This is a genomic window from Sedimenticola thiotaurini (genome assembly GCF_001007875.1).
GTDB classification, from domain to species: Bacteria; Pseudomonadota; Gammaproteobacteria; order Chromatiales; family Chromatiaceae; genus Sedimenticola; species Sedimenticola thiotaurini.
This window is the reverse complement of sequence record NZ_CP011412.1, coordinates 3,751,508-3,773,102: the sequence shown is the minus strand read 5'-3', so window position 1 is coordinate 3,773,102 and position 21,595 is coordinate 3,751,508. Positions and strand designations below refer to the sequence as shown.

Sequence of the window (21,595 nt, the reverse complement as noted above, 5' to 3'; positions counted from 1 at the left end):
TTATTGTGAGTCGTAATTCCGAAGCTTCAGGCATTTAACGCCTTACATCACCGGCAGCAGAAAGCAGAGCGACGAAGGAGCGGCGCTTTTTGCTATCCGAGTGAATGTGATTGTTAGCGCTCATTTCTTTGATGCCTTCTTCTCCTTATACGCGGCTTTAAGCTTTTCCTCACAATCAGCGTGTTCGTCATTGCCTGAACAAACCTGCTTCTTGATTGAACAAAATTCACTCATATTTTCATCCAGTTTTTTCACTCTTTGGCATATTTCTGCACCAATACAATAATCATGAGAAGCATCTGAATTGGAGCATTTTATTAATGAATCTTTGGCCCCTGGATATTTTGATAACTTGTCTAATTTCTCAAGATAGTATTTTACGGACAATGCGGCATACCCTATATCATATTGACTGAACACGCCCATGAATGCGCTTTGAATATCTCCACATTTTTTTGCATATAGTTTCTCAAACTTTTCCTTGTCACCATCCAGAGCGATAGAAGAATCCAGCGATAATAATTTTTTAATCTCTCCATCAATCTCCAGCCAGACATCCCCCGTAATACCTTTTTCTTCATTATTTACCGCAACTTCGGCATAAAAAGGCCGTGCTGACCCATAAACTGCCATTGCATTTTGAGCGGAATATTGGCCACACAGAGTCGCAAACTCTAATTCTTTTTCTGGCGCCACATTAATGCCATGATCGTTAAATACGCGCCTATATTCATAGTTCGTATTTCGAAACCTTACACTTTCAGGAAATTTGAACAGTTGCGAAAGGCTATGCTCCATAATTTTTCTTAAGTCGGCTTCTCGTTGGTTATACTCATCCTTTGAATCTTCGCTCAATTCAATTTCTTCAGAGGGCTTATGTATTCCAGTTTCACTTAATGTTGGCGTCTGCAATATGCCTATGTTCATGCCCATAAGGATGGCAATAGCAGACAATAGCGCAATTTTTATAAACTCAATGACCACTTTCACGATTTTCTCCATTCCCAATTTTGAGCGCTAACGTCGCAATAAGTGGCGCTTTGGCTGGATTGGAGTTTTGCGAAAAAATGCCGAAGGCATTCGCAAAACGGAAAGGAAGCCAAAGTGTCCATGCTTCATTGCTTTGTTAAGCGTGACTTGCTCCATGCCACAAGCTTTTTTATGTTTACACCGATACCAGCAAAGTTTGGTTCAAGAATTAGGGCGTCCACGAATGCCCCATGTTCAGAAGCGCGCAACTCTTTGGCGACCGTAAAATTTTGAATTTCTTTTTTCTCGCTTATATCGGTAAATATTTTTTCAATAAGATTAATCACATCAGATGGTTGTTTGCAAACCTCTCGAATCTTTAAAAATATTAGTGCGTCACTGATTTCTGGCTCAGGCTTGTTTTCATTAGCCTCGATAAAATATTTAGGGTGAATCGTTGTTATCATCAATGCCGGTAATATTGTATTTGGCCCCTGACCATTAATTTTTATCCAGTTAAGAACCTCTGAATAAAAATGACTATCAGGAAGACCTCGCACCATGACGGAGTTATGTTTAGCACATAGGGATTCTATTTTTGGTAGATTGGCTACTAAAGTATCCGATATTGGCTCTTCCCAATTATAGTAATCGAGCACGTACAGATAGTAATCTCTTTCTTCTGGAAGGGGTAAATCTGAAATTGAATTTACGTGAAGTCCCATATGTTTCCCTTACGCTTAACGTTCAAAGCAGCCGAAAACCAGGCTTGTCCTGGTTTGTCGGCTGCCTTTTCTTGTTAGGGCTTTTGTTTCGTCAAAGATGCAAACTGTGGATGTGTTACCACCTGTTTTAGAAGCTCTTGTACGGCTGGACCAAATGCATCTGCAACATTTTTGCAGGCTGAGTATGCGTCCCAGCTAGTGTCAAAAGCATAATTAGTGCTTACCGTGTAACCTGGTGCCACATTACTGCTTACTTCTAAAGTAATCTTCCAATTTGCCGGTGAAACAGAACTAAAGCTTAATTCCTTGATAGATCCATTTATAGATATAGGTGATTTCGAAGAATACACCCCAGCCATAAACAACTCTTCCTGGAAAGCATCTTGAATGTAACGCGAAGGAGATTTACCTGGTGCAACCTTAACCGGCCCCATAAGACGGCACATTGGGCTTTCTTCCACGCCAGGTGCCGGAGTCACTTTTCCGATGTTAACCTTCACACCAGTCGTTTCTAACGACTCTTGTATAGAAATCACATTGGCTGTTGATGCTTTGTAGGGGATTGAATTTGTTGTTGAACAACCAGATATAAGCAACGCTGAAGATGCTATAATGGCTAAAGCTACCTTGTTCAATTTTTATCTCCTTTTTTGGTTTGGATACAAGTGTGTGAAATTAGCGCATAACCCTAACGCTTTGGCTTTGCGGCGCACCGGAGCGCCAGTGAACTAGCACCACTTTTGTGGACACTTTTATTGGAATAGCTTTTCATAATTCTCTGGTGATTGGTAGCCTATCCCTGAATGTAAACGCTCTCGGTTATAAAACTCGATATACTCCACCAGATGCGCCACCGCACTGATGTCATTTTCAAATAGCCTGCGATGAATGAGTTCTGCCTTCATGGTGTGAAAGAATGATTCGACAAAGGCATTATCCAATGGGTTGCCCTTTCGACTCATGCTCCTGGTCATGCCAGCGGCCTCCACCATATCTCGGTATTCATGTGCCGCATATTCAATTCCCTGATCAGAATGGAATAGACAACCCTCCTGAGGATTCGACCGGGTTAGTGCCATTTTGAGGGCGCTTTTTGTCAGCTCTGCATTCCGTTTTCGACTAAATGACCAACCCACAACCTTTCTACTGAATAGGTCAAGAACTACTGCATGGTAGAGCCAACCCGTTTTGGTCTTAATATAGGTAAAGTCACCCGCCCATTGTGTGCCTGGCTGTACTGGCTTCTCCATCTTCTTCAATTGATTGCCGGTAGACGAGTAGAATTCATGTTGTCCGGGTCGCCACGCATAAAGTCCTGTGGTAGAAGCCTTTACACCCATCTCTTTCATCAAGCGATTAACCCGTCTGCGGCTGCAAGGCAGACCTTTTTGAATCAATTCCTGATGTAATCTAGCTGCCCCATAGCTGCGACGAAAACCTTGATGTAGCGTCTTGATCGCTTCCATCAGCTTGAGATCATGTGCTCTGTGGTTACTCATAGGCCGTGCTTTCCATGCATAAAAACCACTTCTTGAAACACCATAGAGTTCACACAGGCGATCCAGTTTGTGTTTGTCACGGTTCTTCTCGATAAAAGCAAATATTACCGCTTTGTCTTCTCGAAGAACCGTTTCGCTTTTTTTAACAGATCAAGCTCCTCTGTACGACTTTCCAGGGCTTGCTCTAATTCTTTGATCCGCTTATTTGCTTTTGCCAGCTCTGCCTCTTTTTCAACCAAAGGGTCTGTTCTTTTTACTAGCCTCTTGGGTGATACCTTCTTTGATTTCATGTGCTTATTTTCCCGGAGTTCGCCGTTTTTGTACTCCATTCGCCAACGGTAAAGCATGACCGGGTGGATTCCAAGCGACTCAGCAATATCCTTGGCTATAACTTTAGGGTGATTAGCCAACTTAACGGCCTGTTGCTTGAACTCTAGTGTGTATCTATCGTAATTCCGCTTCTTTGTTTGTCCCATCTCGTACCCCTTCAACAGATCAGTCCACGACTGTCCATTAAAGTGGTGCTAATTCACCAGCGTAGGTGCGTCCGACAACAGCCACTTGTTAGTTTTGACTATGCTTGACGTAAAATCATCGCGCATACTTCCTCCGGCATATATAAAGCTTAACTTTTCGGTCGATAAACGGAGAGCCAATCAGCCACTGACTGCGCCCCCAATTAACTCCATAGGCCTCTAATAGACGGACGCTTTCCGAAAATGGAATAGCTGCTAAGTCCATAGACACTGCTTGCCATCTCTGAAGACGATTTGCAAAGCCTTGCTGGTTTCCAATATAGCGCAGAGCGACACCACCAAATGGGAGCGTTCTAACTAATTGCAGGTGATGGCTCGGGGGATAACTTGAGTTGAATACCCTTGCGCCAATTTTCCGCTTCAAGTCCCTGTATAGAGAAACCCGATTCTTACCTTCTGACGCTACGTACAGCGAAAATTCACCTATTCGTACATAGTGAGCGCCTTCAGATTCGTCGTTCTTTGCCTGTGCATCCAGTACATCCGCCACTTTATCTCCCTCGGCCGCACTAAGCGTGGGGACACCGTAGTAAGCACCAGCTACAACATGAAATGGATCGACGTACTCAAATGTGGAGTTTTTCGCCTCGTACCAGCAAGCGGAGAACGGGAGTATGGCTTGAACAAACGCTTCTCCATTCGTGATGACTTTTTGACCTATTGACCGACTATTCCATCCAGGATGCAACTGCCCTTGAGAATACATTCGGGACAGGAGGAAAGCATCCAACTTATCCATTGGAAGGATGTCAACATCGATCCTTTCTTTGAGCTGCAAAATATCGACTAGAGCGGCTTCTATCACTATGGATCTATCCATAAAACTAACGCCAACCACAGCGGAAAAACGGAGCAGAGCCAATTTGCGGTAAAGTGAGCGTAGCGAACCGCAAATTGGCGGCGCGTAGTTTTTTCCGCTGCTGGTTATTGTTAGCCGTGAAGTAGCACATTTGCTCTGTGGTGCTCCAGATATTTCTTGTGTTCGTCATTGAGTAATTTTGATTTTACTTTTAATTTGGGCGTAATTCTGAGGGAGTACGCGTGCTGATTATCAAAGAAATCAGAGATAATAATCTTTCCGCTATCGTCGAAGGATATATATCCAGCGTCGAACGCTACATCAAGATTTGGAGCTAGCAGTAAACCATTGAAAACATCAAGACGCTCTACGTTGTCAGAAGCTCTCCACGGCTTGATATGAGATGCCCTTAGCAAAGGCGCGAATTCACAATCTGTCACCGCACAACCACCCCAATACTTTATTAATTTATCTCTGAAAAGTCCTTGACCAAGCCTACTTTGAATTATGGAGGTACGCTCTGTTTCAGAGCATTTGGAAAGGCTCGTTTCAATAGATTGGATGTCTTCAATAGCAGTTGGCCTGGCATCCAACGCCCGCACCATCCTTTGTCGTTTCAAATCCTCAGTTGTAACAAAAATGCTATCAAATCCGCCTTTTCCAGATAATGAATTAGCCAGCTCATCTTTCAAACCAATTTCAGCCAATTCACTTGTTACATGGATATAAGCACCCATTCCAGTTGCTTTAATTATGCGGTAGACATCGCCGTCAAAATTTTGAACGCCGACAATCATATCTTTACCGCCACCATCAATTGGATAATCACAGATGGCCTTTGACACTTCACCATCGAAATAGGGAATATCTTTATTTTCTACGTATTTTGATTCAAGCACGATACTCTCTCTTTTCGGCTAACATCTGATTATGCATCTCGCGCATCTCATGAGAAATGTTGCTCGCGCATCATTTGAAAAAAGCGACTTATTGAGCTGAGCCTCTCCCGCTTGCCCGGAAAAAGCCCACTCTGTCAAAACGAGTGAGGCTAGGGATATTCGCCAACCGCGGACATATAATCGCTAAAGTCTGCCCAGATTAGCAAATAATTACGCAGGAATAAAACGCCCCTGAAGCGGGGGTATCTCTATAGTAGCTGGGTCAGGTGTATGTGGCGGTGGCGCCAGTGGCGGGGATGAGGCTAGGTGCTTGCCGGGCGCCGTTGCTCGGGGCGCAGTTTGGTGGTGAAGTAATCGTCGGCGTCGTCCATATCCACCGGCTGTTCCTGGGCGTCCACCAGTGGCTGTTCGTAGTCATTCCAGCCGCGCAGACCGGTCTGCAGGGAGACCACGTTGTTAAAGCCGAGTACCTGGAGGGAGTTGGCGGCCAGCACGCTGCGGTGGCCGGAGCGGCAGACCACGACCACCTCCCGGTCCCGCGCCTGCACCAGTTCCGGTTCAGTCTCTTCAAAGTCCCACTCGCAGGCGGACTCCAGGATGCCGCGGGGCACGTTGAGGGAGCCGGGTATGTGCATGGCATCGAATTCATAAGGCTCGCGCACATCCACGATCAGCAGATCGGGGTTGGCCTCCAGCCGCTCTTCCAGATCCCACGGCATGATCTCTTTGACATCCGTCAGGCAGCTGCGGATCAGTTCTATAAAACGCATCATGGCGATAAGTCCTGTTACTACTTGGGGTTAAGTTTTGTCGGGCTACTGTTCACGGGAGCAGAGCGCCTGCTCCACGGCGATCACCGCCGCTTCGACCCGGGAGTGTACATTGAGTTTGCGCAGGATGGATTTGACATGCAGTTTGACCGTGCCGTCGGAGATACCCAGATTGCGGGCGATCACCTTGTTGCTCTGGCCATCCGCCAGCAGGCAGAGGATCTCCGCCTCGCGCGGCGTGAGGTCTGAAAAGACATCCCGGGCCGCGGTCGTCTCGCTTTCGCCCTGCACCGCCTTGGCCAGGATGCCGGTCAGCTCCTGGGCGACGATGGTGGCACCACCCACGATGGCGCGCAGGGCGTTGATCAACTCGTCCGGCTCCATATCCTTGAGCAGGTAACCCTGCGCCCCGCCCTGCAGGGCGTTGATCACGTCGCTCTCTTCACGACTGGTGGTGAGCATGGCGATCGGCATGGTGAGGCCCTTCTCACGCAGCACCTGCAACACTTCGATGCCGCTCATGTCCGGCATGCGCATATCCAGCAGCACCACGTCGGGTTGTTCCCGGGAAGCCAGCTCAATGCCCTCCTGACAGTCACCAAAGGCGCCAATCACGTTGATGCCACGGCGCTGTAACAGCTCCTGGAGTCCGATTCGGAACAGCGCATGATCGTCAATTAACAGGATACGCATCAGTGGGTCTCTTTCTGATCACTTTTGCGGCCACCCGGGCCGGGGTTATAGGTCACTTCCACCCGGGTACCTTCCCCGGGCTCGCTCTCGATCTTGAACTGGGCCCCGACACGGCGGGCACGCTCTTCCATAATGGACAGCCCGATATGTTCACCCGGACTGCCATTCGGTCGCACGTTGTCAAAACCGACGCCGTCATCCTCCACCAGCAGCCGGTATTCACCTTCCGCGCTGCAGGTGAGCAGCACCCGCACGGTGTGGGCCTTGGCGTGTTTACGGATATTGGCCAGACTCTCCTGGGCGATACGTAACAGCTGCATCTCTGCACTGGCGCCCATGTTCACCTGGCGGCAACCGCACTGGAAAAAGATGGAGACGTTGGTCTCCTGGCGGAAGCGCTGGGTCATCTTCTCCAGCGCCAGCACCAGCCCCCGCTGATCCACCGGCGCCAGGAAGTTGTTCAATAGCTCCCGCAGCTCGGTATGGGCCTCGTCCAGACCATTCTTGATCCGCTCCAGCTCGCCACGCGCCGGCGAGCTGTCCCCGGTTCCTGCTCCAGGGTCTCATCCAGCATGCGCACCTGGAATCGCAGGCTGGCCAGGGTCTGGGCCAGGGAGTCGTGCAGTTCATGGGCCAGGGCGGTACGCTCCTCGATAATGGAGAGGCGCCGGGCCTCTTCATCCGAGCGGTGTTTGGCGATAGCGATACCCAGATGGCTGCCGATGGTATAGAGCAGGTCGTAGGTCTCTTCACGCCCCTCCATGGCCGATTTTCTGATAAACAGCCGGTACAGGCCCAATATATCGCCATGAAATTTGAGTGGTATGGTGATCTGTTCCAGCTCGTGACTGCCGTACATATGACGGCCGTTGCGTCGTGAGCAGGCCACCGCATCATGTTCACACAGCACGTCGCCACTGGAGAGCGCCTTGCCGCACTGACAGAGCGGCACCGGCAGCTGCTCGCTCTCGGTCAGCACCCGGTCATCCGGCCCGATACTGCCCACCAGACGCATCTGACCCTGGGGTGTGGTGAGCTGTACCGTGGCCGCCACGCCATGCACCATCTCTTTGAGTACCCGCAGGAACCGCAGCAGCAGCTCATCCATATCATCGGTCTGGTTGATACTGGCCGCCACATCATACAACGCCTTCAGACCGGTGGTCTGCTGAGCCAGTCGGCGGGTCTGCCGTGCCACCCGGTTGTCCATATCCTCGTAGAGATCGATCAGTTCGCTACTGAGGCTGTCCAGATCCCGGGCCAGTGGCCCCAGCACACCCACATCATCAAACAGCAGGGAGGTCCAGGGCTCCCCCTGACAGACATCCCCCACCGCCCGCTCCAGTTGCACCAGGGGGGCCAGCAGCCGGTTACGCAGCCGGTTGACGCCGACAATGAAGGCGCCGATCGCCACCAGCGTGGAGACCAGGGACAACAGGTGGCTCACGCCCACTTCCAGGCCGGGGAGAGACCAGAGCGACAGCAGCAGGCTGAACAGCAGGGCGCTGGCCATAATGATGAGCGGACCCAGCATGCGGGCGGCCACCAGTACCTGTAGATAGGGGTAGCGGCTGACTATGCTCATGAGCAGCCCGCTGCTCTCGGGCACAGGAGAACGAGACAGCTTCTCTTCGTTCGTCACGGCCTTGTCCATTGCTCACCTTGTCGGATATGAATCGGGCAGATACTGCACCACTGTATTCGAAGTTGCTAATTTAGCATGATTTCCGATCACAAAGTAAACGGGCCGGCCGGGGGGTGCGGGTTGACTCCCAACGGACCGGCAAAACGGCCGGTCAGGATTATTTCGACAGCGCTGCACGGGCTTCCGCGATGGCCGCCATCTGCCGGACCCGGAGCATCCGCCCCAGTTCGGCCCCCTGGTATCCCTCTCCACTGAGTCGCGCAGGCGAAACCGAGGCCATGGCGCGACCCGCTTCCGCCAGCCAGTTGGAGGCCTCTACCGACCGGTCCGGCCAGAGCGCCGCGAACAGCATCAGCAGGCGATGGAAACGTTCCGGCTGCTGTTGCGCCCGTCCCCGGATCAGCAGATCCAGGGTCGCCTCCGCATCACCCTGTGCCGCCTTGGGGTAGAAGCGGGCCACGCCCTGGGCCTGGGCCAGCAGATCGAGATAATCCCGTTCCACCGGCAGCGCCTCCTTCAACCAGCGGGTCCGGGCCGGTCCCTGGCAGAAGGGGTACAGGAGTGCGGCAAACCGGACTCGCGGATCGGTCCCGGCGGCCACAGCGCGTTTCAGGGCCAGTATCGGTTCACTGACCGGTTGGTCACTGTGGGTGGCGTCGCCACCGATCTCCTCCGCCAGTTGCGGCAGTATCAGGGCCAGGGCGCCGCAGCGTTGCAGCACTTCAAAGAAGCGCCAGGGCTCCGGCTCCGACAGGGCCTGTTTCATCTCCTGCCAGATCCGTTCCGGTTTCAGCGCGGACAGCTCTTCAGGTGTGGCCATCTGCTTCATCAGCCGGAAGGTCTCATGGGCCAGGGCAAAACCCTGGGGCGACAGACGGGCGATAAAGCGTGCCGCCCGCAGCAGTCTGACCGGATCTTCACTGAAAGCCGCAGTGATATGCCGCAGCCGGCGTTGTTCCATATCCTCCAGTCCGCCAACCAGGTCGATCACCTCACCCTGCTCATCTTCCACCAGGGCGTTGATGGTGAAATCCCGGCGCTGCAGATCCTCCTCCAGGGTGACATCCGGGCCGTACTCCACGTCGAACCCTTTGTAACCGGGGCCGGTCTTGGTCTCCCGTCGCGCCAGGGCGTACTCCTCACCGCTGTCGGGGTGCAGAAACACCGGAAACACGCCATCGGCGCGGACAAAGCCCCGCTCCAGCATCTCATCCTCGGTACCACCCACCACCAACCAGTCCCGATCCTTGACCGGAATTCCCAGCAGCCGGTCGCGCACGGCTCCGCCGACCAGATAGATATTCATTTCTCCCCTCCCGGTACTGCACGCTGCGCCGCACCCTGACGGGCGGCCTGCGGCCGTGGAAATTGTCTCTCCTGCCAATTTTTCATGCGGCACCTCCCTCGGCAACCGCTCCCTGCGTTGCTCTACCTCCTGCATCCATGCAGTCGTGTGCCGCACCCTGACGGGCGGCCTGCGGCCGTGGAAATTGTCTCTCCTGCCAATTTTTCATATTGTTTGCTCCACCTGCATGTTCCGCTCCTCCTGTTGCAACTGCCACATCTCCCGGTAGACTCCAGCCTGTTCCAGCAGCTGCCGATGGCTGCCCCGTTCAATAATCCGCCCCTGCTCCATGACCAGTATCTGGTCAGCATCCACTACCGTGGAGAGCCGGTGAGCGATAACCAGGGTGGTGTGGTCCTCCGCCACCTCCCGCATGGTTTCAAGAATAGCCTGCTCGGTCTGGGTATCCAGTGACGAGGTCGCCTCATCGAAGACCAGAATCCGTGGGTGTTTGAGTATCGCCCGGGCGATGGCAATACGTTGCTTCTCGCCCCCCGAGAGTTTCAGGCCCCGTTCACCCACCAGGGTCTGGTAGCCATTCGGCAGGGATTCGATAAAGTCACGGATGTGGGCCATGCCGGCCGCCGCCTCGATCTCCGAACGGCTCGCCTCGGGTCGGCCATAGGCCAGATTGTAATAGATGGTGTCATTGAACAGCACGGTATCCTGGGGCACCACGCCGATCACCCGGCGCAGACTCTCCTGGGTCACGGTCCGCACATCCTGTCCATCCACCAGCACCGCGCCCCGGGTCACATCATAAAAACGGAACAGCAGCCGGGACAGGGTCGACTTGCCGGCACCGCTGTGCCCCACCACCGCTACCTTTTCGCCGGGCCGGATGGTGAAATCCACATCCCGCAGGATCTCCCGCTCCGGCGTATAGGAGAACCCCACATGCTGAAAGCGCACCTCGCCCCGCTCCAGCTGCAGCGCCGGGGCATCCGGTCGATCCTGGATCTCCGGCTGCTGCTCCATCAGCTTGAAGATCAGATCCATGTCCGCCAGGGAGTATTTGATCTGCCGGTAGACCATGCCGAGGAAATTGAGCGGAATAAACAGCTGCAGCAGAAAGGCGTTCACCAGTACCAGATCGCCGATGGACATGGTGCCATCCACCACACCGGCAGCGGCATAGAACATGATGGCGGTCACACCCAGACCGATAATGGCACCCTGGCCAAAGTTGAGCAGGGACATGGAGTGCTGGCTCTTGACCGCCGCCTCCTCCCACTCATGCAGGGTACCGTCAAAACGGGACAGCTCCAGCTGTTCATTGCCGAAGTATTTGACCGTCTCGTAGTTGATCAGGCTGTCCACCGCCCGGGAGTTGGACTGGGACTCCAGCCGGTTCATGGTGTGGCGATAGTCCATGCGCCACTCGGTTACGGAGAAGGTAAAGAGGATATAGACCGCCACGGTTCCGAAAGTGACCAGGGTGAAGACCAGGGCGTAATTGGTGAGCAGGATCACCGCCACCAGGGCAAACTCCACCAGCATGGGAATGATGCTGAACACCATGTAGTTGAGAATGGAGCTGACACTGCGGGTGCCCCGATCCAGATCCCGGCTGATGGCACCGGTCTGGCGGCCCAGGTGGAAACCGAGCGACAGCTGGTGCAGATGGGTCAGCACTTTGGTGGCCAGGCGCCGCATGGCATGGTAGCGCACCCGGGCAAACACCACGTCGCGCAACTCGTTGAACAGGGTACTGCTGACCCGCAGGGCACCATAAGCGATCAGCAGGGAGACCGGCAGTACCAGCAAGGTCTCCTGCTTGTCACTCATGCCATCGACAATCTCCTTGAGTACCACCGGAATACCCACATTGGCCAGCTTGGCCAGCACCAGGCAAGCCAGTGCCAGCAGGGCCCGGCCCCGGTAGTTCCAGAGGTAGGGAAGCATGTTTTTCAGGTTCTTCCAGTCGCGTCGATCAGCATGGGGACGCGCCTGGGCTTGACGATTGTGTGCCATATAGAGAGACTGTTTAATAATTTACTAATACAGCAGAATTCCCGGGCCAACCGTTATGACACAAGATTGCAGCTACAACGAACTCTACGCCCTGCAGGTGCTGGATGACAGCATGGAACCGGAATTTCCGGTCAAGTGTATCATTGTCATCGAACCCTCGGAGGTGTGTGCCAGTGGCGCCTACGTCATTATCACGGTGGATGGCGAGCGTCTGTTCCGCCAGTGGGTACGGGATGCCGACGGCCGGGTGCGACTGAACGCGCTGAACCCGCAGTACCCTAGCATAGAGCTGGCCGGCACCAACCACAAAATTGAAGGGGTGATTGTCCAGCGCAATATCCGCCGCAAGATCAAGCACTACAAACCCTACGAAGAGAATAACGGCCTGGCGAGCTGATATCCCGCAAACCGGTGGGCGGGGATGACCCTTGTGGCCAAGCCGGCTCTCTTCCGCTGATCAGCTTTTCAGCGCCCCTTCCAACTCCTGCCAGAGCGCATCATAGGCGATTGCCGCGGCGCTGCGCGGTGCAAAACTGCCCAGCGGGGCGCGGAAATGGCCCATCCGTTCCACGTCACTGGCATAGGGGATATGGGCCTTGAGCAGTTCGGGAAAACGCTCCGGCAACTGTTTGATCATATCCAGATGCATGCGCTTGCGCCGATCCACCATGGAAAAGAACGGCATGCGCTTCACGTTGCCCACCTTGTGCCCCGCCAGAAACTCCACCATCTGCTCATAGGTGCGCAGCGACAGGGTGGTGGGAATGGTCGGCACCAGCAGGGCATCGGCAGCCCGGAAGATATTCTCCGACACCAGGGAGATGCTGGGCGGACAGTCCAGGTAGATTCGGTCATACTCCTCTGCCAGGGGCCGCAACAGGCGTAGCAGCTGTTTTACCGGGCCCTTCGCCTCACCCAGCATCAGGTCCATGTTGCGATAGGAGAAATCCGCCGGCAGCAGATCCAGATTTTCGAAATCACTCCCCTTGATCAGGCGGTCCAGCTCCCGTTTGCCCTTTAGCATCTTGCGCCCGCCACCCTTGATACGTGGCTTGATGCGGAAGTAGTAGCTGGCGGCCCCCTGCGGGTCCAGATCCCATACCAGGGTGCGCAAACCGGCCTGGGCCGACAGGTAGGCGAGATTCACCGCGGTGGCGGTCTTACCCACCCCGCCCTTGATGTTGTATACGCCGATAATCCTCATGCCGGCTCCCCATCCGCAACACGCTTTTTCCGGCGCCCGCCAAACAGCTCCTGGTAGACAGCTACCTGCTTGGCGTCGGCAAAGCGGGCAAAGCGGTCGGCAAACACCTGGCGGCTGGCCTGTTGACGCTTCAACAGACCGTCCACCAGCATGCCCATGGCGAGCAGGGTATCCGCCGGTACGTCGCCCTCCTCCACCATCTGATGGGCAAACTTGCGCAGCTTGTCCGCCTGCACCTCCAGGTCCTGAAAGTCACCCAGGTTGTCCAGCAGACCTTTCAGATTTTTAATCAGGGGTTTGACCCGCTCCGCCGGGTAGAGGCTCTGGAAGAACTCCAGCAGGTAGCGCAGTTTCTTGCACCCCTTGCGCAACTCATGCAGCGCCTCGGGTGGTGAGTGGGGGGTGATGGCCAAGCCCTCTTCCAGAACCCGGAAAAACGTGCGGGAGATACGCTTGCCCGCCACCTTGCCGATCGGTTTATGGGCATTGGGACAGATCGACTCCGGTGCCGACTCTGTATCCAGGAAGGCCCGCCACTCCTTCAGCAGGGTATGAAAATGGGGTGAATTGAGCTTGCGCACCATGGCCCGCTGTTCGCTCTTCTGATGATTCACCAGAAACCGGTGAAGCGGGTCCAGGTCGGGGCGGTAAGGCTCCGGCAGACTGTCGCGGTAATCATCATAGCCCAGCAGGTAGACATCCAGATCCCGGGTCGGGCCGGTCAGCTGGCCAATCCAGGCGAACCGCTCCTTGTACTTTTCCACCTCATCTTCCGGAAACACGCCTTTGATCTGACTGAGCGCCGAGCGGGTGCGCCGCACTGCCACCCGCAGGTCGTGCAGAAACTCTGAATCCAGATCCGCCCGGGTACCCGGCAGATTGGTCTCCAGGGTATCCAGCAGGGCCCGGTGAATCTGCCGGGCCACTTCGCCGGCCGGGGTGCCCGGCTGAAGCTGGAAATTGAGTTTGGAGCTGTAGTCCAGGGGGCGACGACCGATGGCGGCAAGGCCCAGCGTGATCAGGGCATCGGATTGGGGTTGCAGTTCCAGGGTACGGGTCAGGAAACGGCTCACCTGGCGCAGGGGCTTGTCATAACCGCGCACCGACAACAGGCCAACCAGGGCCACCATCGGCTGGTACTCGCCCCGCCCCGGAGGCCGGGCCTCCTGCTCCTGCAGAACAATTCGCAACACCGTCTTCTGCTCGCTGTCCAACACCCGCAGCAGCCGTTCACGGCGACGAATCTCCACCTGGGGCAGCAGAGCCCGCATCGCCAGGCAATCCGCCAGCCGGTCCCGCAACAGGCCCGGTGCATAGTGTTGAAAAAAGGCGGGTACCGCCCCCTCCAGGCGGATGGTCTCGCAGGCAGTGCCACCATCCAGTTTACGCAGCGTCAGTTCATGGCGGCCGGTTGCCCGCAACTCCTCAAGTTGCAGACCGGCCTGAAACAGTCGCCAGTCAAAACTGTCGTGGAGTACGTACCGCACGGTTTTTTCAGGTTCACTGGTGAGTGTGAACTGTGCGGTTAGCGCCGTCATCACCTCCCCGATCGATTCTGAATCCTTCAGCTGATACTGGAGTGATTGCGTTGTCATCTTGCCCTATCCTGCCCTGATTCCGGGGGTTCCGGGTTTCGCGTAATGGCCTAGATACTAATCAAGCGGGCAGAAAAATACCATTACAGTTGCCGGGTTCCGGACCGGACAGGATAAAACAGGCCAGGTTTCGGCAGTATGCCCCAGGGTCCGTGCCGGTACGACTTCTGTTATCCGGCGGGACCGCTGCCGGTCAGGCGTGCTCCAGACTCTTGGAGACAATCTCGTACACGTCCCGGGAGACACCACTGGTATGCAGAATGCGCTCAAGCTGGGTCTGCATAAGGCGTTGGCGGGCAGGATCATAGCGCTGCCAGCGGGTCATCAGGCGCACCATGCGGGCAGCCACCTGCGGATTGAGCTGATCCAGCTCCAGCACCCGGTCACTGAGAAACCGATAACCGGCTCCATCCGCTGCATGGAAACGTACCGGGTTGCCGGAACAGAAAGCACCGATCAGGGAACGTACCTTGTTGGGATTGGCTATGGAGAACGCCGGGTGGTCCAGCAACCCCTTCACCCGCTCCAGGGTATCGGGACGTTTGGACATGGCCTGCAGACTGAACCATTTATCCAGCACCAGGGGATCGTCCCGCCACTGCTGGTAGAAGCCCTCCAGCAGCTCCGCCGTCTCCGGGATGTCCCGGTCGGCCAGCAGAGAGAGTGCGGTGATCACATCGGTCATGTTGTTGCCGGCCCGGTATTGCGCGATACAGAGCGCCTGAATGGCCTGATCCTCCAACTGCATCAGGTAACCCAGAGCCAGATTGCGCAGACTGCGTCGTCCGATCGCATCCGCATCGGGTCGATACTCACCGGTCACTTCATTGTCCCGGTAGACCGCCAGCAGCTCCGTTTTCAGCTCGCTGGCCAGCAGGGTCTTGAGCTGCTCCCGGGCGCGATGAATCCCCTCCACATCCACCTCGGCCATCTGGTCCCCCAGATAGCTCTCGGCCGGCAGGGTCAGAACCTCGGCCAGCAGGGCTGGATCCGATGCGCTGTCCTGCAAGGCCTGCCGGAACGCCTGGACAAACCCTTCCGGCACCAGGCTATCGGGATCATCCACCAACTGGAGCAGGATGCGCTGGGCCAGGGTCTGTGCCGCATCCCAGCGGCTGAAGCCGTCGCTGTCATGGGCCATCAGGAACATCAGCTGTTCGTTACTGTAGTCAAACCGCACCTTCACCGGCGCTGAGAAACCACGCAGCAGGGACGGGACCGGGGCCACCGGGACCTGTTCGAAAACAAACTGCTGGCGAGGTTCACTGATCTCCAGCATGCGGGTGGTCGGACCGGGGTCGCTATCACCTGCCAGTCGCAGGGCCAGGTCGGTGCCCCGGTCGTCCAGCAGTCCCACCGCCAGGGGGATCAGGAACGGCTCCTTATCCGGCTGACCGGGGGTGGCGGGACAGTGTTGTTCCACTGTCAGGGTGTAGGTCTGCTGTGCGGCATCGTAGACGCCCTGGATAGTGAGCTCCGGCGTACCGGCCTGGCTGTACCAGCGTTTGAACTGGCCCAGATCACGCTGACCGGCATCCGCCATGCACTGGACAAAGTCGTCCGTGGTGACCGCCTGCCCGTCGAAGCGTTCAAAGTAGAGGTCAGTACCACCCCGAAACGCCTCCGGCCCCAGCAGATTGGCCTGCATGCGCACCACTTCGGCACCCTTCTCGTACACCGTGACGGTGTAGAAGTTGTTGATCTCCATGTAGGAGTCCGGCCGTACCGGGTGTGCCATGGGGCCGGCATCCTCGGCAAACTGATGTGCCCGCAGCAGCCGCACATCCTCTATCCGTTTCACCCCCCGGGAGCCCATGTCAGCGGAGAACTCCTGATCCCGGAATACCGTCAGCCCCTCTTTCAGACTGAGCTGGAACCAGTCACGGCAGGTGATGCGGTTGCCGGTCCAGTTGTGAAAATACTCATGGGCGATGACCGACTCGATGCCCTGAAAATCCCGGTCGGTAGCCGTTGCCGGTGAGGCCAGCACGAACTTCGAGTTAAAGATATTCAACCCCTTGTTCTCCATGGCACCCATGTTGAAATCGTTCACCGCCACGATCATGTAGATATCCAGATCGTATTCACGGCCGTACTGCTGCTCATCCCAGGCCATGGCCCGCTTCAGCGACGCCATGGCGTGGTCGCACTTATCGATATTTTCCGGTTCCACGTAGATACGCAGCGTCACCTCCCGCCCCGAGGGGGTGGTATGGCTGTCCTCGATGGCACGCAGATCCCCCGCCACCAGGGCGAACAGGTAGGCGGGCTTGGGAAACGGATCTGTCCAGGTGATCCGGTGCCGGCCATCCTCCAACTCCACCGTATCGCTCGGATTGCCGTTTGAAAGCAGCACCGGGTAACGCTGCTTGTCGGCGCAGATGGTGGTGGTGAAACGGCTCATCACATCAGGTCGGTCCAGATACCAGGTGATCTTGCGGAACCCTTCCGCCTCACACTGGGTACAGAACAGTCCACCGGACTTGTAGAGCCCCTCCAGCGCGGTGTTCTGCTGTGGCAGAATACGCACTTCGCTCTCCAGTACGAACTGGTCCGGCACCTGGCGGACGGTGAGCCCCTCGTCATCCTGCAGGTAACCGGCCGGCGCGACTGGTTGGCCATCCAGGCTCAGGGAGATCAGCTCCAGCTGTTCACCATGCAGACGCAGATCGGGTGAGCGGGATTGGGCCGCCGGGTTGCGCCGCAACTCCAGCCGCGACCGGACCCGGGTTTCGGTCTCATCCAGATCAAACCAGAGCATGACCTGGTCGATCAGAAATTCCGGGGGCAGGTAATCCTTCAGGTAAACCGTGCTGGGGGTATCTCTTAGCATTGATAATCTCTTGTTGGCTGGCGAAAATCGGCAGTAGGTACAATAGATCAGGATTCTAACCCACTATTCAAGCCCCGGGGGACGAATCAGTTCTACAACGGCGTCAGAAGAGGGGGGATGACCCCGCTAGACCCCCTTTGGGGGGCTTGGTACGATAGGCCAAACCCCTTGTAATCGTAGAGACTGAACATGCCGAAAGTCGTGATGTATACCACCGCCATCTGCCCTTACTGTCTGCGCGCCAAAGCGCTGCTGAACCGCAAAGGGGTGGCATTTGAAGAGCTTCAGATCGAGGGTGACCGGGAGCGGATGCGGGAGATGCTCCAACGCAGCCAGCGCAACACCGTGCCCCAGATCTTCATTGATGATTTCCACGTGGGCGGCTATGACGACATGGCCGAACTGGACATGCTGGGCAAGCTGGACCCGCTGCTCGGTCTGGCGCCCCGGGATGAGTCGGACATCATTACATGAGCAATGGCCAGATGCGGCTGGACAAATGGCTCTGGGCGGCGCGCTTCTTCAAGACCCGGCAGTTGGCCATTGAGGCCATCAACGGGGGCAAGGTGCATCTCAACGGCCAGCGGACCAAGCCGGGTAAAACCGTTGCTGTCGGCAGCCGGCTGACCATCCACAAAGAGTCACTGGAGTGGCAGATCGAAGTGAAGGAGCTGCCCAGGCAGCGTCGCCCGGCCAGCGAGGCGGTACTGTTTTATGAAGAGGATGAAGCAAGCCGGGTCAAGCGACAACGCCAGATCGAGGAGCAGCGGCTGCTGCGCGCTGCGGCCCCCCGTCCTGCCCAGGGCAAACCCAGCAAACGGGACCGGCGCATGATCCACAGTTTCACCGGAAAAGATCGCTAAGGCCGCCAACAGGCCCGGAGGGATATGGACCAGGACGCCTACCGCAAAACTTTTGAACAGATCAACGAGCGCGCCTGTCTGTTCGAAAAGTGTCTGTTTGCCGGCCATGCCGGCTGTTCCCAATCGGAGAAGTTCAACCTGGCCGAGCGGGAAGGCATTCACTGCAAACAGGACAAGGCCCAGGCCCAGTGCGGCGAGTTACTGAAACTGCTGCGCCACCACAGCCGGTTTGTCCTCAAGGCGAGCCAGGAGAGCGGCGTACTGAGCCATGCCCAGGCGTTGCGCATCCAGGTGGGCGGTCTGCGCGGACTCGAACAGGTCATGGAGCAGCAGACCCAGCAGGACTCCCGTTTCATTCCCGATATCTACTCCCTGATAAACCGCGCCAAGAAGGAGTACGGTGCACTGGATAATCTGCCTTTCAATCTGATTATCCAGCAGGTCGCCGCCTTCAAGGGCCGCCGTCGCTGACCCACCCGCCGGTGGCGACTACACTGAATAAAAATAGCGTCGGCAGACAGTTCACCTCGACCACTTGTTGATCCGGGTCATGGCGTCCGAGCCCGTCTTCCAGTGGGATAACAGGAGATTCAAAAACAAGCTGTCAAAACAACTTCCAAGGAGAGAATAATGCCTGACTACACCACCCAGGATATCCGGAATATCGCCCTGGTGGGCCAATCAGGCGCCGGTAAAACGACGCTGGTCGAGGCCCTCCTGTATCACGCAGGCGTGATACAGAACCAGGGCGCGATCGAACGGGGCGACACTGTCTGTGATTTTGATCCACAGGAGAAGCGTTACGAACATTCGCTGGACGCTGCCCTGGCCCATCTGCGGGTCGATCAGACCCACATCAACCTGTTGGACACACCGGGATTGATCGACTTCTTCGGTCGTGCATTCAGCGTCCTGCAGGCCGCCGAAACCACCGCCGTGGTGATCAACGCCGAGACCGGTATTGAACCCGCCACCCTGGCGATGATGGAACACGCCCGGAATGACAACCTGTGCCGCGCCATCATTGTAAACAAGATCGATGCCGACAACCTGGATCTGGAGGCTCTGCTGAACAGCATCCGGGAGACCTTTGGCGATGTCTGCCTGCCGCTCAACCTGCCGGCTGCTGAACCGGGCCAGGTGGTGGACTGCTTCTTCTCCCCGGATGGCGCACCGACCGCTTTCTCCTCCGTTGCCGAAGCCCACACCAATATTGTCGATCAGGTGGTGGAGATGGATGAGCAGTTGATGGAGCTCTACCTGGAACAGGGTCAGGAGCTGAAATCGGAACAGCTGCATGATCCGTTCGAAGTGGCCCTGCGGGATGGACACCTGATACCGATCTGTTTTGTATCGGCAAAAAGCGGCGCTGGTATCAAACAGCTGCTGAAGATTATTACCCGCCTGCTACCGGACCCGACCGAAGGCAACCCTCCCAATTTTATGAAAGGCGAGCCGCCCCATGCCACACCGGTGAGCGTAACCCCCGATCCCGACAAACATGTGGTGGCTCATGTGTTCAAGGTCAGCAACGATCCATTCCGGGGCAAGCTGGGTATTTTCCGGGTCTACCAGGGCACCGTCACCACCAATAGCCAGCTGCTTATCGGCGACTCCCGCAAACCGTTCAAGCTGAGTCACCTCTACCGTATCCAGGGCAACGCCCAGACCGAGCTGACCCAGGCCATTCCGGGGGATATCTGCGCCGTGGCCCGGGTTGACGAAATATTCCGCGACGCGGTACTGCATGACTCCCACGACGAGGACAACTTCCACCTGCAACCGGAGCAGTTCCCCATGCCACTGTTCGGCTTGGCAGTGATTCCCAACAAACGGGGAGATGAACAGAAACTCTCCGATGCCCTGCTGAAACTGGCATCGGAAGACCCTTGTCTGGCTATTGAACACGATGCCCAGGCCAACGAAACCGTGATCCGCGGCATGGGTGAACTGCACCTGCGGGTGGTGCTGGAGCAACTTGCAGAACGCTACAACGTCCATGTGGAGACCCACCCGCCCAGCATCCCCTACCGGGAAACCATCAGCGCCGCGGCGGAAGGGCACTATCGGCACAAGAAACAGACCGGTGGTGCGGGCCAGTTTGGGGAGGTCTCACTGCGCATTGCCCCCCTGCCCCGGGGCGAGGGTTTTCTGTTTGTGGATGAGGTAAAAGGGGGCGTCATCCCCGGCCAGTTCATTCCCGCAGTGGAAAAGGGGGTCAGGTTGGCACTGGAGGAGGGCTATATCGCCGGCTACCCGATTCAGGATCTGCAGGTGACGGTCTACGACGGCAAATTCCACGCCGTGGACTCCAAGGAGATCGCCTTTGTCACCGCCGGCAAAAAGGCATTTCAGGCCGCTCTGGAGAAGGCCCGGCCGATCGTACTGGAACCGGTGGTGAACATCAGCATCACCGCCAGTGGCGATGCCATGGGCGATATTACCGCCGACCTGTCCGTCAAGCGGGGGCGGATTCACAATACTGAAATGACGACAGATGGGCGCATGCTGATCAGTGGCCAGGCTCCCTTGGCGGAGTTGGACGACTACAGCACCCGGCTGAAATCACTGACCGGCGGCGAAGGCAGTTACGAGATCAGTTTCAGCCACTACGATCCGGTGCCGGACAACATTCAACGGACCCTGGCGGAAAAACACCAGCAGCAGATTCATCACCAGGATGAGTGAACAGCCCCTGCCCCATCGCTCCGTCAATCCGGGAGCGATGGGGCAGTGACCTGAATCACGAAGAAAAAGGGTCATTATTGTTTTTATCTATCCAGGCTTCCGGAGGCCATACTCGGCACCCGTTACCTGGAGCTACTGTATCCAACCCGCCAGCCGGCCAGCCAAAAAGGGAAGTAACTGATTCAGGGGCTACTTGGAACGGCTCTTAGGTGCCGGTTCGTAGTTGGCATCCTGGGGATTGATAAAAATAAACCGCAGTTCGCCATCATCCAGTTGCGCATAGTCCATCACCGCTTCATCCAGCAGGGTCGCATATTGCGGCTCCATCACCACCTCTATGCCATTGGTAACAACCCGCAGGTCGTCATCCTTTGCCTCATCGAAACCCATCAGATAATCGATCGTGCCATCTTCCTTCATCCGCGCGGCCATGCGCAGCGCCATACCCTCGGTACCACCCTGTTCTGCTGCATTGCGTACCTGCTCGGCAGCACTTTCTGTGATTTCAAACATGCGAATGCTCCATACTGCTATAGGGATACTTCAGACGAGGTTATC

General features: G+C 56.0%; 22 protein-coding genes. 5 read left to right on the top strand and 17 right to left on the bottom strand.

Annotated elements, in window-relative coordinates:
- Positions 1–120: 120 nt before the first annotated feature.
- The 13 genes from AAY24_RS17465 to AAY24_RS17415 form a co-directional block, all read right to left on the bottom strand.
- Positions 121–990, bottom strand: a complete 870-nt coding sequence (locus AAY24_RS17465) for a hypothetical protein (RefSeq protein ID WP_199930427.1) — start codon at positions 988–990, stop codon at positions 121–123.
- A gap of 125 nt (positions 991–1,115) precedes the next feature.
- The gene (locus AAY24_RS17460) at positions 1,116–1,694 is read right to left on the bottom strand and encodes a hypothetical protein (RefSeq protein WP_046860753.1); all 579 of its coding nucleotides are present in this window, start codon (positions 1,692–1,694) and stop codon (positions 1,116–1,118) included.
- A gap of 74 nt (positions 1,695–1,768) precedes the next feature.
- Entirely contained in the window at positions 1,769–2,329 is a 561-nt protein-coding gene (locus tag AAY24_RS19030) for a hypothetical protein (protein ID WP_082117211.1), read from the bottom strand.
- A gap of 117 nt (positions 2,330–2,446) precedes the next feature.
- Positions 2,447–3,286, bottom strand: coding sequence for an IS3 family transposase (locus tag AAY24_RS17455; RefSeq protein ID WP_234422306.1), 840 nt, complete (start codon positions 3,284–3,286; stop codon positions 2,447–2,449).
- Between the two features lie 11 nt (positions 3,287–3,297).
- Positions 3,298–3,669, bottom strand: a complete 372-nt coding sequence (locus AAY24_RS17450) for a transposase (RefSeq protein WP_046860751.1) — start codon at positions 3,667–3,669, stop codon at positions 3,298–3,300.
- 115 nt (positions 3,670–3,784) lie between these two features.
- Complete coding sequence (locus tag AAY24_RS17445) at positions 3,785–4,534, bottom strand: hypothetical protein (protein WP_234422209.1); 750 nt, start codon at positions 4,532–4,534, stop codon at positions 3,785–3,787.
- 125 nt (positions 4,535–4,659) lie between these two features.
- Positions 4,660–5,427, bottom strand: coding sequence for an HNH endonuclease (locus AAY24_RS18685; RefSeq protein ID WP_052761311.1), 768 nt, complete (start codon positions 5,425–5,427; stop codon positions 4,660–4,662).
- A gap of 302 nt (positions 5,428–5,729) precedes the next feature.
- Complete coding sequence (locus AAY24_RS17435) at positions 5,730–6,200, bottom strand: rhodanese-like domain-containing protein (protein ID WP_046860749.1); 471 nt, start codon at positions 6,198–6,200, stop codon at positions 5,730–5,732.
- Positions 6,201–6,242: 42 nt separating this feature from the next.
- On the bottom strand, positions 6,243–6,890 hold the full coding sequence (locus AAY24_RS17430; RefSeq protein WP_046860748.1) for a response regulator: 648 nt from the start codon (positions 6,888–6,890) through the stop codon (positions 6,243–6,245).
- Positions 6,890–7,354: a sensor histidine kinase gene (locus AAY24_RS19530; protein ID WP_234422208.1), complete on the bottom strand. Its 465-nt coding sequence runs from the start codon at positions 7,352–7,354 to the stop codon at positions 6,890–6,892. Before AAY24_RS19530 ends, AAY24_RS17430 begins: the two co-directional genes overlap by 1 nt.
- Entirely contained in the window at positions 7,351–8,475 is a 1,125-nt protein-coding gene (locus AAY24_RS17425) for a histidine kinase (protein WP_234422207.1), read from the bottom strand. The genes AAY24_RS19530 and AAY24_RS17425 overlap by 4 nt, the downstream gene beginning before the upstream one ends.
- Before the next feature lie 217 nt (positions 8,476–8,692).
- On the bottom strand, positions 8,693–9,841 hold the full coding sequence (locus tag AAY24_RS19525) for a tRNA nucleotidyltransferase/poly(A) polymerase-related protein (RefSeq protein ID WP_046860747.1): 1,149 nt from the start codon (positions 9,839–9,841) through the stop codon (positions 8,693–8,695).
- A gap of 204 nt (positions 9,842–10,045) precedes the next feature.
- Positions 10,046–11,854: an ABCB family ABC transporter ATP-binding protein/permease gene (locus tag AAY24_RS17415; protein WP_046860746.1), complete on the bottom strand. Its 1,809-nt coding sequence runs from the start codon at positions 11,852–11,854 to the stop codon at positions 10,046–10,048.
- Between the two features lie 55 nt (positions 11,855–11,909).
- Between AAY24_RS17415 and AAY24_RS17410 the strand changes: the two genes are divergently transcribed.
- Positions 11,910–12,251 carry a S24 family peptidase gene (locus AAY24_RS17410; RefSeq protein WP_046860745.1) on the top strand — a complete coding sequence of 114 codons (342 nt, stop codon included), beginning with the start codon at positions 11,910–11,912 and terminating at the stop codon, positions 12,249–12,251.
- Positions 12,252–12,311: 60 nt separating this feature from the next.
- Here the strand turns inward: AAY24_RS17410 and AAY24_RS17405 are convergent, their stop codons facing one another.
- The 3 genes from AAY24_RS17405 to pepN all read right to left on the bottom strand — a co-directional run bounded on the left by AAY24_RS17405 (position 12,312) and on the right by pepN (position 17,486).
- Positions 12,312–13,058, bottom strand: coding sequence for a ParA family protein (locus AAY24_RS17405; RefSeq protein WP_046860744.1), 747 nt, complete (start codon positions 13,056–13,058; stop codon positions 12,312–12,314).
- Positions 13,055–14,653 (bottom strand): CHAD domain-containing protein, encoded by a 1,599-nt coding sequence (locus tag AAY24_RS19025; protein ID WP_052761310.1) that lies wholly within the window; start codon positions 14,651–14,653, stop codon positions 13,055–13,057. Before AAY24_RS19025 ends, AAY24_RS17405 begins: the two co-directional genes overlap by 4 nt.
- 193 nt (positions 14,654–14,846) lie before the next feature.
- Positions 14,847–17,486, bottom strand: a complete 2,640-nt coding sequence (gene pepN, locus AAY24_RS17395) for an aminopeptidase N (RefSeq protein WP_046860743.1) — start codon at positions 17,484–17,486, stop codon at positions 14,847–14,849.
- Between the two features lie 189 nt (positions 17,487–17,675).
- On the opposite strand from pepN, the gene grxC reads away from it, so the two are divergent.
- The 4 genes from grxC (at position 17,676) to fusA (ending at position 21,037) form a co-directional block, all read left to right on the top strand.
- Positions 17,676–17,960 carry a glutaredoxin 3 gene (gene grxC, locus AAY24_RS17390; RefSeq protein WP_046860742.1) on the top strand — a complete coding sequence of 95 codons (285 nt, stop codon included), beginning with the start codon at positions 17,676–17,678 and terminating at the stop codon, positions 17,958–17,960.
- Complete coding sequence (locus AAY24_RS17385) at positions 17,957–18,349, top strand: RNA-binding S4 domain-containing protein (RefSeq protein WP_046860741.1); 393 nt, start codon at positions 17,957–17,959, stop codon at positions 18,347–18,349. The genes grxC and AAY24_RS17385 overlap by 4 nt, the downstream gene beginning before the upstream one ends.
- 24 nt (positions 18,350–18,373) lie before the next feature.
- On the top strand, positions 18,374–18,820 hold the full coding sequence (locus AAY24_RS17380) for a hypothetical protein (protein ID WP_046860740.1): 447 nt from the start codon (positions 18,374–18,376) through the stop codon (positions 18,818–18,820).
- Positions 18,821–18,979: 159 nt separating this feature from the next.
- On the top strand, positions 18,980–21,037 hold the full coding sequence (fusA, locus tag AAY24_RS17375; RefSeq protein ID WP_046860739.1) for an elongation factor G: 2,058 nt from the start codon (positions 18,980–18,982) through the stop codon (positions 21,035–21,037).
- A 189-nt stretch (positions 21,038–21,226) separates the two neighbouring features.
- Here fusA and AAY24_RS17370 read toward each other — a convergent pair whose 3' ends face one another.
- Positions 21,227–21,550 (bottom strand): HesB/IscA family protein, encoded by a 324-nt coding sequence (locus tag AAY24_RS17370; RefSeq protein WP_046860738.1) that lies wholly within the window; start codon positions 21,548–21,550, stop codon positions 21,227–21,229.
- Positions 21,551–21,595: the final 45 nt, after the last annotated feature.